This window comes from Denitrobacterium sp. (assembly GCF_056180635.1).
The window spans coordinates 52,473-63,753 of the sequence record NZ_JAZZJS010000083.1 but is presented as its reverse complement, the minus strand read 5'-3'; the positions used below and the strand labels follow the sequence as shown (position 1 = coordinate 63,753).

At 62.2% G+C, this 11,281-nt stretch carries 10 protein-coding genes; 1 reads left to right on the top strand and 9 read right to left on the bottom strand.

Annotation, left to right across the window (positions count from 1 at the left end):
* Window positions 1-92: 92 nt before the first annotated feature.
* The 6 genes from AC04P6_RS08300 to AC04P6_RS08275 form a co-directional block, all read right to left on the bottom strand.
* Window positions 93-1,055 (bottom strand): alpha/beta fold hydrolase, encoded by a 963-nt coding sequence (locus AC04P6_RS08300; protein ID WP_475566153.1) that lies wholly within the window; start codon window positions 1,053-1,055, stop codon window positions 93-95.
* 35 nt (window positions 1,056-1,090) lie between these two features.
* On the bottom strand, window positions 1,091-3,427 hold the full coding sequence (locus tag AC04P6_RS08295; protein ID WP_475566152.1) for an L-threonylcarbamoyladenylate synthase: 2,337 nt from the start codon (window positions 3,425-3,427) through the stop codon (window positions 1,091-1,093).
* The gene (locus tag AC04P6_RS08290) at window positions 3,427-4,653 is read right to left on the bottom strand and encodes an aminoacetone oxidase family FAD-binding enzyme (RefSeq protein ID WP_475566151.1); all 1,227 of its coding nucleotides are present in this window, start codon (window positions 4,651-4,653) and stop codon (window positions 3,427-3,429) included. The genes AC04P6_RS08295 and AC04P6_RS08290 overlap by 1 nt, the downstream gene beginning before the upstream one ends.
* Before the next feature lie 138 nt (window positions 4,654-4,791).
* Entirely contained in the window at window positions 4,792-5,172 is a 381-nt protein-coding gene (locus tag AC04P6_RS08285) for a desulfoferrodoxin family protein (RefSeq protein WP_475566150.1), read from the bottom strand.
* A gap of 108 nt (window positions 5,173-5,280) precedes the next feature.
* On the bottom strand, window positions 5,281-6,132 hold the full coding sequence (gene lgt / locus AC04P6_RS08280; protein ID WP_475566149.1) for a prolipoprotein diacylglyceryl transferase: 852 nt from the start codon (window positions 6,130-6,132) through the stop codon (window positions 5,281-5,283).
* A gap of 39 nt (window positions 6,133-6,171) precedes the next feature.
* Window positions 6,172-6,405, bottom strand: coding sequence for a UDP-N-acetylmuramoylalanyl-D-glutamate--2,6-diaminopimelate ligase (locus tag AC04P6_RS08275; RefSeq protein ID WP_475566148.1), 234 nt, complete (start codon window positions 6,403-6,405; stop codon window positions 6,172-6,174).
* 226 nt (window positions 6,406-6,631) lie between these two features.
* Between AC04P6_RS08275 and AC04P6_RS08270 the strand changes: the two genes are divergently transcribed.
* Window positions 6,632-7,366 (top strand): hypothetical protein, encoded by a 735-nt coding sequence (locus tag AC04P6_RS08270; protein WP_475566147.1) that lies wholly within the window; start codon window positions 6,632-6,634, stop codon window positions 7,364-7,366.
* Between the two features lie 820 nt (window positions 7,367-8,186).
* Here AC04P6_RS08270 and AC04P6_RS08265 read toward each other — a convergent pair.
* From AC04P6_RS08265 to murA, 3 genes are all read right to left on the bottom strand, one after another.
* A complete protein-coding gene (locus tag AC04P6_RS08265; RefSeq protein WP_475566146.1) occupies window positions 8,187-8,417 on the bottom strand; it encodes a NifU family protein in 231 nt (76 codons plus the stop codon).
* A 107-nt stretch (window positions 8,418-8,524) separates the two neighbouring features.
* Window positions 8,525-9,979, bottom strand: a complete 1,455-nt coding sequence (locus AC04P6_RS08260; RefSeq protein ID WP_475566145.1) for an LCP family protein — start codon at window positions 9,977-9,979, stop codon at window positions 8,525-8,527.
* A 5-nt stretch (window positions 9,980-9,984) separates the two neighbouring features.
* Window positions 9,985-11,262 (bottom strand): UDP-N-acetylglucosamine 1-carboxyvinyltransferase, encoded by a 1,278-nt coding sequence (gene murA / locus AC04P6_RS08255; RefSeq protein WP_475566144.1) that lies wholly within the window; start codon window positions 11,260-11,262, stop codon window positions 9,985-9,987.
* Between the last annotated feature and the right edge of the window lie 19 nt (window positions 11,263-11,281).

Here is an 11,281-nt window from a genome sequence, read left to right as displayed (position 1 = left end):
CATCTGGTACACGCCGCGAACGATGCAGTCGCGATCGACGAGCAGCGCCCTCGACGACGTCGTGCCCTGGTCGAGGGCGATTACGTACTTACTCACAGACGCTCCTCCAGCCATTCCAGAATGTCGGCATACACCAGCTCGTGAGCAGGCTCCATCAGGATCTCGTGGCGCATGCCGTCGTACAGGCGAACCTCAACGTCAGCATGCCCCGTACGCGCGATGGCATCGGCAGCACGGCGAACGCCACGGCCATAGTCCCCCACGATGTCCTGAGAGCCGGAAACGAACAACACGGGAAGGTCTTCGGGCGTATTGCGCGCGCATTCAACCGTCGAGCACTCGTTCAAGAGCGCAATGAGGGACGCATACCCACCAGCCGAGAACATGAAGCCGCATTCGGTGTCGCCGGCGTACGCCCGCACCTGTTCAGGCGACGAGTTCAGCCAGTCGAGCGGGCCGGTAGCCCCCTTCAGTCGCTTGCCGTACGATCCCATGACTATGGAATGCAGCAGGTTGCTGCGGTAGTCGCCGCCCCACACGTGGGCGATTCCGCGCGCCAGCCCCTCGCCCATCACGTAGATGGGACCGACCTGCTGGCCCGAACCGCAGGCAATGACGCCCGCGAGCCCTTCGCCGTAGCGCGAGGCGTACACGCGGACCACGAAGCTGCCCATGGAATGGCCAAACAGGAAATGAGGGTGTTCGCCAAAACGCGCCTGGGCATAGGAGCGCAACGTGTGCACGTCGGCGACCATGATGTCGTTGCCGCCCACGGGGAGCTGGCCCAGTTCACTGCCATGGAGCAGGCTCTTGCCGTGTCCAATATGATCGTTGCCCATCACGGCGTAACCGCTTACGGCAAGCGTGCGCGCGAAATCATCGTAGCGCTCGATATGCTCGACCATGCCATGGGCCAGCTGCACGATGGCTCGCGGCGTACCCTGGGGAATCCACGCGAGCGCACGAATGCGCGTCTCGCCATCGGAGGAATCGAAGTAGAATTCCTCGCGCTTCACGCTCTGCTTGAGCTCTTCGACCGTTTCAGTTGGCAGCATACGAACCTCCTCGCGTTTCGTGCGACCGAGCTGGACTATTTCTTTCGTTGGTTATCTATGACGACGGTTCCTTGGCGAAGCACCTGGGGGGTGGGGCCCGTGCAGTCGACCACGGTCGATGCAACGCCGCTCGCGTTCACGAACCCCTCAACGACCATTGACGCACCCTGGGCGATCGACGGCGCCAGGTCGGCCGCGCACGCAGGGGCATCCTCCCCCGAGATGTTCGCAGACGTGGTGGCCAAGGGGCAACCCACACGCTGCATGAGCATGCGTGCCGTATCGCTGTTAGGCATGCGCAAGGCGATAGCTCCCGCAGGCGAACGATATGCCGGCGGCACGGCCTCGCTTGCGCGCACGATAAGCGTGAGCGCGCCAGGCCAAAAACGTTTCGCCAGGTCGTATGCATATTTCGGGACCTCAACGCCATAAGCGTCCAGATCGCCCGTTCCACGCACAAGCCACGCAACGGGCTTGCTGGCGGGACGACGCTTGATGCGATACAAGTCGGCGGGTGACGGGGCGAATTCAATCGCCACGCCCAATCCGAACACGGTGTCGGTGGGGAACGCAACCGCCTCGCCCTCGCGCAGAGCGCGAACGGCTGCAGCGACCTCCGCTTCGTTTGCAGCAGCTTCGAGCTGGGAGGGTGCCCCCGCCTCCGAATTGGCCACATCGGCCGCAAGGGCGTCTACGATGCATTGCGCAACGCGCATGCCGTCGGCTGCTGCGGACACGATTCCACCCGCATAGCCCGCACCCTCGCCACAGGGGTACACCCCCGTGCCCGCGTTCTCGCTGCGGGGCGCCGACGAGCCCAGAAACGCCTGGAAGTCGGCACCGCGACATATGCGCACGGGAGAAGACGACCTGGTTTCCGGGGCCGTCATGAGAGCGCCCGCGGAAGCAAAGCCATGCAGGCGCCTATCCATCTGGGGAAGCGCGTCGGTGATGGTTTCGCACACGAACGCGGGAAGCACGTTGCGCAGATGCGCGGACACGATTCCCCGCGCATACGTGGGCTCAACCGGGTTGGCCGGCCCTTTCGCCGCGCTACGCTGCATATCGGCCAGGAAGTCGCCCACCGTTTGCGCAGGCGCAGAATACGGCGCACCAGCAGCTTCCAGCGCCACCTGATACGCGCGTTGCTCCACCTCGCGCTGCAGGTACATGCCCGCCAGAGGGTCGCTGGAGCCAAAGTCTTCCGGATCGACGTTCACGAGCAGCGCCGCATTGGCATTGCGCCCATCGCGCGCACGCTCGCTCATGCCGTTGGTTACTACGCCGCCTTCCTCGCTTGCAGCGGGAACCACCGTGCCACCAGGACACATGCAGAACGTGTAGGCGCTTCTGCGCTTATTCACGTGAATGGCCATCTTGTAGTCGGCCGCACGATTGCGCAGAGCGGGATGATTCGCGGCAGGGCCCCATTGCGAAGCATTGACCATGCTCTGGGGATGCTCGATGCGTACGCCCATCGAAAAGGGCTTCTGCTCCATGAACAGGCCCCATGCGCGAATGGCCTCGAACGTGTCGCGCGCAGAATGGCCGCAGGCCACAACCATGCGCGCTACGGGGAGCACAAAGCGCTCGCCCGTATGCACGTCCTCAAGCACCGCCTCGCGAAGCTTTCCCCGCGAGAAGCGCGCATCGACCAGCTGCGTGCCAAAACGTACCTCGCCGCCCAGCTCGATAATGCGTTCGCGCAGCGCACGCACTACCCCAGGCAGCACGTCGCTTCCAATGTGGGGCTTGGCATCCCATAGGATGTCCTGGGGCGCGCCTGCCTCGACGAACCATTCCAACGCATAGGGCGTGAACGGGTGCTTCGTATTCGTGGTGAGCTTTCCGTCGGAAAACGTTCCCGCGCCGCCTTCGCCGAACTGGATATTCGTATGCACATCGAGCGGGGCGCCCTCGTTGAACGCCTCGACGATGCGCGTACGCTCCTCCACAGACGCACCGCGCTCCACCAACAGCGGACGCAAGCCCGCATGCGCCAGATAAAGCGCGCAGAACAAGCCCGCAGGACCCGCACCCACCACGAGCGGCCGCGGCTCGCAAGAGGCTTCGAGCTGGGGAAACGACAGGGGCTTAGGGATGCGATACGCCTGGGCCTTGCCGCTTTCCACCGCAGCTTGCTCGCTCATTTCATTCCGCAGGGTCACGCACGCGGTAACGTTGAAATGCACGTCGTTCTTCTTGCGCGCATCGATGCTGCGACGCAACGTACGCACCTCGCGCACGTCGTCCACGGAGAGACCGAGCTTCTTCGCAACGGCGCGCGCCAGCGCACCCTCCGTAAAGGCGATATCGCCGCGCGACTCGCGCTCCTCATCGAGCGTGCATCGCACATTGGGAACCCTGATCACTACGCGCTCACCGCCTCTCCCGCGATAATGCCACTTGCCCACGCCCAATGGAGGTTATATCCGCCACACGGGGCGTCGATGTCGAGCGCTTCGCCGCATACGTACAAACCAGGACAGGTTCGCACTTCCATAGTTGACGGCTCGACCTGCGAAACGCTCACGCCCCCACGATGGACCTGGCACAGCGCTTCATCGCCAATGCCCTTCACGGTAAGCGGAAACGAGCGGAGCATGCGCGCCAGGCGCGGCATGTCTTCGCGCGCGACAGCCTCGTTCTCGCGCAGTCCCGCCGCGCGCAACACGACGCGCGCAACGTCGGGCAGAAGCATGCCCGTACAAAATTCTTCACCCGTACAAGGAGCAAGCGCATCGAGCCTGCGGCAGAGTTCCTCTTCCGCGTCATCGATGCGAGCCTCGGGAAGGAAGTCGATGCACAGCGTATCGCCAGGCTTCACGTGACGCGACAAGTTGAACGCCGCAATGCCCGAAACGCCATACGTGCGAAACGTGATTTCCCCCGCTTCGCGCATATCGCCTGACGAAAGGGCGCATTTCACGCGCACTTTATCGAGCCCCGCAATGGGTTTCGCGTCGGTCGCCAACGGACCGAGCACCGGCACCGACGGGTTCAGCTTCACGCCGTCGGGCACAATCGAAGCTGGAACGTTCCCTCCGCCGCAATACACAACGCAGCGGGCCTCGAGCGCAGTGCGCTTCGCGGAAGACCACGCCTGAGCTCGATCCTTCGCGGTGATGCGCTTATCCTTCACGGGAAGCTGTGCCCGCAAGCACGACACCTCCCACAGTTCGCCGCGCTGAGCGATTGCGTCGACCTCGCAGCCAAACATGATGCGCACACCCGCCCGGGATGCCGCCAGCAACAGCGCATCAACCACCGACGTGGCCTTATTCGCCTGGGGATACAGACGTCCCTCGCCTTCCTGGCGCAGCACGAGACCGCAGCTTTCCAGGAACGCGAGCGCGCGGCTGGGGCCGCATACGCGAAACGCCTGCTCGACAAAGGAGTTGTTGTGATAGGTAGCCGCACTAGTGCAGGCGTTCGCGATATTGCAACGCCCATCGCCCGTGCGCTTAATCGAGCGCCCGTATTCGAAATCGCGCTCGAGAACGACCACGCTACGCCCCGCGCGAGCCGCCGTTATGGCAGCTGCCAGCCCAGAGGCGCCACAGCCGATGATGCATGTATCGATTCGTTCTGATTTCATGGGAAAGATAATACCGCATACGCCTTGGCCCCGTACGCCCAGCGGAACTCCTACCGCAAGGGAACACGTACGCGCAAACGAAAACCCGCCGCTCGATAAGGAGCGGCGGGCGGAGACAAGGGCTGTTTCACAACGCGATTACAGATCGGTCTTCCAGAGCCCATGCAGGTTGCAATACTCGTACACCGCAATGGGCGCATCGTCATCGGAGATGGCGAACGACGCTGCAGGCTTCTGACCAGGCTGAAGCTGGGCAAACTGGTAGGCCTTCTGCGTTTCGAGGCAAATGAACGTGATGAAATGCTCTTCGAGCATGGGGTGCTCGACCTCGCCCACTACCACATCGATCTGCGGGCCATTCACCGTGACCATGGGAACGTGCTTTTCCTTGGCGGCATCTACGGTATTCGCCACCAGCTCGACCATCTTCTGGCCGCAGCAGGAAAGCGGAGCTCCTGAATCGTAGGGTTTCACGGCGATATTGCCGCACGTCGCGCACTTGTAAAACGCTAGGGACATGGTTCCTCCTTCGCCGACACCATGAACATGAACCCATGCTAGCGCAATCGCGGCACGCGCTTCCCACGCGTTACTAAACTGCGAATCGAGCGAAGGAGCGACGCTCGCTTATGCGGAAGCTCCTTCCCCATCGTCTTCCGCAAGAGGGTGCCCCTGCTGGGGAAGACGCGCTTTGGCCACCCACACGAGCATGGCAATGCCCGCAACAACGAGCGGAAGCGACAGCACCTGCCCCATAGTGAGCCAGCCCGTGCCCAGCAGGTACCCCAGCTGCTCGTCGGGCAGGCGCACGAATTCGACCGCGAAACGGAACAGGCCATACAGTAGCAGGAACAGGCCCAGAAACGTACCACGAGGGCGCGGCGGCGTCTTGCGGGACAAGGCGTACAGCACGATGAAGAGCACGACGCCCTCGAGCAGGGCTTCGTAGAGCTGCGACGGATGGCGTGGCACGGAACCGGCTGCCCCGCCGAAGACGACCGCCCAGGGCAGATCGGTGGGGGCGCCCCACAGCTCGCCATTGATGAAGTTGGCGCATCGGCCGCAGAACAGGCCAATGGGAGCCGCAATGCAGCCCAAGTCGGCCAGGGTGGTATAGGGAATGCCGCAGATTTTCGCAGCCACGATGCCGGAAAGGAGCGCGCCGATGAGGCCGCCATGGAAGCTCATGCCACCCTGAGAGAACGCCAAGATCTCGAGCGGATGCTGGAAGTAATAGCCGTCGCCATAGAACAGCACGTACCCCAAACGAGCGCCCAGGATAACGCCTACGACCACGCAGATGAGGATGGTGGAAAGGTCGTCGGACGTGACGCGAACGCCCCAGCGCTTAGCCGTTTTGGAAATGACCAGGCCGGCGAAGATGAAGCCGATGACGTAGGCAATGCCATACCAACGCACGGACAGGGGGCCCAGCGTGAAGGCTACGGGGTCGAGCATGTGATAGATTTCGTTGAGCATAATTTTTCCCGCGGACGCAACGCGACCCGCCGGCCACGTCTATCGATTTGACGTTTCGCAACCGCCCATGCCCGCATTCATCTCGCGCGCGGCGGCAGCGATTCTTGAACGCATATCTTCGGGTATGGGCGAGAGCGTGGTAACTTTCGTTCCGCACTTCGCGCACTTCAGAGTGAAGAGCGCGCGCTCGGGGCTGAGCACCATCACAGAACAATAGTCATGCAGGTCGAAGTCGGTCGATCCGCACGTTTCGCATGTAACTACCGTTGCCATGGAACCCCCCGATCCCCGCACGTTTGAAACCCTTGGTTCTACGTTCACTTCGATTGTAGCAGAACATACCGCGGCAACCTCGGCGCTGACGAAGAGCCCGCCCAATGGAGCATGCGGCGCACCTGGGGTTTCCGCAACCGCGCCGCAGCGTATACGAAGGGTTACCTACGAACAGGAGGCTATGGGATACCATTGCCTAGACAAAATCGAAGAGAAACGAGGCCCCATGACTGCACGCATGCCGCAGCAAGTTCGCGACAACGCGCCCGATACCCCAGCGATTGGAACCACCTACTCCCCCGCGCGCTTGCGCACCCTAATCACGCTCGACGTGCTTACCGCATTAACCAGCATCCTTGCCTGGATTTCCATGATAGCCGGCATCGACGGCGGCGCCCTGTCGTTTTCCGGCCTGGGCAGCCTTCGCTATTTCACCGTGCTTTCGAACCTGCTCATGGCCGCCTGCTGCATTGCTTGCGCCGCGCAGGAAGCGCGCATGCTGACGGGCGCAAGCACGCGCATCTCGCCACGCCTGCACCTACTGCGCCTGATTGGCACCAACGCGATCATGCTCACGTTCCTGGTCGTGATGCTGTTCCTGGGCCCGGCCATGGGATTCCCGGCGGTTATGGCGGGCGGAAACTTCTTCCTGCACCTCGTAGCCCCGCTCCTCGCGCTCGCGGCGCTGCTCATCGCGCGCAGCGGCACGAGCGTCTCGGCGGCACAAGCGCCCCTGGGGCTTATCCCCGCTATCGCCTACGCGGTTTTCTACGCCGTGAATATCCTGCTGAACGGCCTGAGCTTCGGACTTACGGGTACCGACTGGTACAACTTCACGCTCAACGGCACCGTGGCCCTGCCCATCTCGTACGCCATCATCACCGCATTCTGCCTCGTCCTCGCCTATGCACTCTGGTTCGTGAGTGGCGGACGACCGCGCTCTCGTCGCACGCCGCACTAAAAACGCGACAGTCGATAGCGCAAGGCCCACAACGAAACAAAAGGGCCGCGTCGTTGTTGGGAGCAACTGGCCGCCGGCCCGCATGTGCCTCTTGGGCACCGCTCCGCTGTTCGCTCGGCTTTTGCCCCTCAACGGGGCAAAAGCCATTGCTCATGCGCTGCGCTGCTTCATGCTTTTACTTGCGCTGTTCGGGGTTCGGCGCGGATTTGCGTGAAGCTCCGCTTCCCGCTCTCCGCGCCGAACCCCGAACTTAGCGCTTTATTAGAAGGCTTTCAGAGTGCCCCAAGAAGCACATGCAGGCCGACGTAGGCACGTCGTTCGCAGCAGGAACCAACTGTCACATGGTTTTACGGCTTGCAGCGGACACCGGCTCGGCAAGGTTACCCTCTCGCGGACGACCCAGGCGGCGCCAGTCGGGAACCATATGACCAGCCTGGCAGCAAATGCCCGTCGATTCTTTTTGCAAACCGTTCTCCCGATCGGGAATCGTCAGGACCGCACCAGGGTGCAACCCGATCGCCCATCCAAGGCCGGGTCGGAATTGCCCCTTGGGGCACTCTGAAATCAAAATAAGAAGTTGCTTGGCTTAGCCAAGCAACCATTTAAAAGCATGAAGCAGCGAGCGCACGAGCGTTGGTTTCGGCCCGTGCGGGGCCGAAACCACGCGAGCAGCGGAGCGGGTGCCCCAAGGGGCAATCCCGACCCGACCCCGCGACGAGTTACAACCTGAACCCGAGTAGCAAACGTTCCCGAGCGTGAAAACGGGCAACAAAAAAGCCGCCGGCGGTGCCAGCGGCTTTAGGTTCGCAAAGGCGATGGGTTATTCAGCGGGAACAACCTTCACGACGCCGGGAACGCGATCCTTCAGGATGCGCTCGATGCCGTTGGCGAGCGTCATCTGGGACATGGGGCAACCATGGCAGGCACCCTGCAGTTCCACGGAAACGGTGCCGTCTTCCATGACGTCGACCAGGCGAACGTCGCCACCGTCGGCCTGGAGGCTAGGACGGATGAGTTCGAGCACTGCAGCTACATCTTCACGATTAGGCATGGGATAACTCCTTCTGTAATCTCATTATGCTAGGCGCATTCTACCATAGCAGGATAGAAGCACAATAAACGGATAGTGAACGTTGGTGTGAAGGCGCGATGGGTTGCCTAGTTAGCCACCCAGTCTTTGCCGATAACCACCAGGATATCGCTGCTGAACGAATAGTACACGCTGGCAGAGGAAACGCGACCGCAGCCCAACACGCTCACGAGGTTCTTCGCAGCGTCGGCCATATCGTCGGACGCGTAGATGATAAGCGTCTCGTCGTATACGTACGTGTCGGTATTGCCCGTTTCCGTGACGGTATAGCCCGCAGCCGTAACCTCGTTTGCGGTGGTGGTAGCGGCACCCGTAATGCCCGCGCCATTGCGCACGCTCACCGTGACGCCCGTAGGATCGACGTCGACCAGCTCTTCCTCGGCGTTCGGGTCGCCACCGGCTTCAACCGTTTCCATGAGCGCGGAAAGCGAGCTATTGGAAACCGCGTACGTCGTTCCGTCGGTAGAAGCGGAACCCGGCACGCAGCCGCCGTACACCGTTACGGCATCAAGCGACACGGCCTTGGCCAGCGAGGAAAGGTCGCCAAAGGAAAGATCGGTCTGGAAGTCGGACGCGATGGTGTCGAGCGTGAGCACGGAATCGAGGCTCGTGCCACCCAGCGCCTTCTGCAGAAGCGCCTCGAAGACATCCTGCTGCACCTGGGCCTGAACACTCTCGGGATGCGAGTAGTTGCGCGCACGGCACACGAAGAGTGCCTTTTCGCCATCGAGCGTGGTCTGCCCCGCGGGAAGCCACAACGTTCCGGCGCGCGGGTCATCCACCTCCTCGGGAAGGTCGACCGTGATGCCACCCAGCTCGTTCACGAGCGTCTCGAAGGAGCTTGCACCTATCTTCGCAAAGTGAGCGATCTTCACGCCCATGAGCGACGAGACCTGGCTGATGAGCTCGGCATCGCCACCAACGCTCGCCGCTTCCGAAAGCATATGCGTATTGCCATCGGACATGGACGCCGTGATGTTTGCGGGAATGGACACGAACGTGACCACGTTGCTCTGCGGGTCGACGCGCATGAGCATGAGCAGGTCGGAGGAATCGGATTCCTCGCCCGGCTTCGCGAACTCGCCCGCGATGAGCGTGTAATACGCGTCGGTATCGCTCTGCACGGCCGTGAGCGCGCCAAGCGTGGCGCTATCGGAGATGCGCATCTGGCCATCGATGGACGAAGCGTATACGAAACGCGAGACGGTAATGACCGCGAACACGGCAAGGGCCGCCACGGCCACGAACGCGAACACGCTCCTGCGGCGCCTGCGGCGCATGCCCGCTTCCACGTAGTCGCGCCTATGCGACCTGCGGGAATAATCGCGATGCGACTCGCTCGTGCGCGTATGGGGCACCACGTGGCTAATCTCGCCACGCACGGCACGCTGGGCGCCGCGCTGGTTGCCGAAATTGACGTTCGTGCGTGCGGCGCGCCGCGAGTTTGCGGCGGCATGCGTGCCGATGACGGAATTGTTCACCGCGCGTGCGCGCTTGCGCAGTCGTTTCTGCTCGCGGCTCATGGGCCCTACAATTCCTCGATGGTCGTGCGCTCGACGCGCGCGCCCAGGCTAGACAGCTTGCCCACGTAGTCTTCGTAACCGCGGTCGATATGGGAAATCTTGCGCACGATGGTTTCGCCCTCGGCGATGAGGCCCGCCAGGACGAGCGCGCCACCAGCGCGCAGGTCGGTGGAAACAACCGGAGCGCCCTGCAGCGCATCGACGCCATGCACGAGCGCGTGATGATCGTCGATGACGACATCGGCACCCATGCGCGACAGCTCCGAGGCAAACATGAAGCGGTTCTCGAACACGTTTTCCGTGATGACGGAATTGCCCTCGGCCAGTGAGGCAAGCAGCATGAACTGCGCCTGCAGGTCGGTTGGGAAGCCGGGATGCGGCAGCGTTTGAATGTCGACGGCACGCAGGGGCTGCGTGCGGCTGATGGTAATGGAATCCTGCGTGGTTTCCACCGTGCAGCCCATCGCGCGCAGCTTCATGAGGGCCATGCGCAAGAACGACGGGTCGATGCCCTCGACCGTGAGGGGACCGCCCATGAGCGCACCGCCCACCAAGAACGTACCGGCCTCGATGCGGTCGCCCACCGTGGTGTGCTCGCAGGGATGCATGCTGGAAAGAGGCACGCCCTCGATGGTGATGACCGAGGTGCCCGCTCCGCTGACCTTGGCACCCATGGCGTTGAGCATGTTCGCGAGGTCTTCGATTTCGGGCTCGCAGGCAGCGTTATCGATTACGGTATCGCCTTCGGCCACGACAGCGGCCATCATGGCGTTTTCCGTTGCGCCCACGCTGGGGAAATCGAGCACGATGCTGCCGCCATGCAGGCCATTGGGCGTAGTGGCAACCAGATAGCCATGCTCGACTTCGAAATGCACGCCCAGCTGCTCGAGGCCCACGAGGTGCATATCGATCTTGCGCGCGCCAATCTGGCAGCCGCCCGGCATGGCCACGTGGGCACGACCGAAACGGCCGATGAGCGGCCCGAGGACGGAAATGCTCGCGCGCATCTTGCTTACAAGTTCATACGGCGTTTCATACGAATCGACCGTGGAGGTATCTATGGTGAGGACATGCCCTTCGCGATGTACGGAAGCACCCAGCGTTTCCAGCACCTCGCTCATGATGACGATATCCGAAATAAGCGGGACATTGTGAATCGTGCTTTCGCCCTGGCCCAGCAGCGATGCCGCGATGAGCTTGAGCGCCGAATTCTTCGCGCCCGAAACGCGAACCGTACCCGTAAGATTTTCGCTTTCGCGAACGATGATTACTTCTTCCGACATACACCGTTCCTTCGCATGT

Excerpts from the sequence above, each read along its gene's own strand:
- AC04P6_RS08285 (WP_475566150.1), bottom strand. The coding sequence starts at position 5,172 with ATGTCCCTAGCGTTTTACAAGTGCGCGACGTGCGGCAATATCGCCGTG.
- murA (WP_475566144.1), bottom strand. The coding sequence starts at position 11,262 with ATGTCGGAAGAAGTAATCATCGTTCGCGAAAGCGAAAATCTTACGGGT.
- AC04P6_RS08270 (WP_475566147.1), top strand. The coding sequence starts at position 6,632 with ATGACTGCACGCATGCCGCAGCAAGTTCGCGACAACGCGCCCGATACC.
- AC04P6_RS08265 (WP_475566146.1), bottom strand. The coding sequence starts at position 8,417 with ATGCCTAATCGTGAAGATGTAGCTGCAGTGCTCGAACTCATCCGTCCT.
- AC04P6_RS08275 (WP_475566148.1), bottom strand. The coding sequence starts at position 6,405 with ATGGCAACGGTAGTTACATGCGAAACGTGCGGATCGACCGACTTCGAC.
- AC04P6_RS08300 (WP_475566153.1), bottom strand. The coding sequence starts at position 1,055 with ATGCTGCCAACTGAAACGGTCGAAGAGCTCAAGCAGAGCGTGAAGCGC.
- AC04P6_RS08260 (WP_475566145.1), bottom strand. The coding sequence starts at position 9,979 with ATGAGCCGCGAGCAGAAACGACTGCGCAAGCGCGCACGCGCGGTGAAC.
- AC04P6_RS08290 (WP_475566151.1), bottom strand. The coding sequence starts at position 4,653 with ATGAAATCAGAACGAATCGATACATGCATCATCGGCTGTGGCGCCTCT.
- lgt (WP_475566149.1), bottom strand. The coding sequence starts at position 6,132 with ATGCTCAACGAAATCTATCACATGCTCGACCCCGTAGCCTTCACGCTG.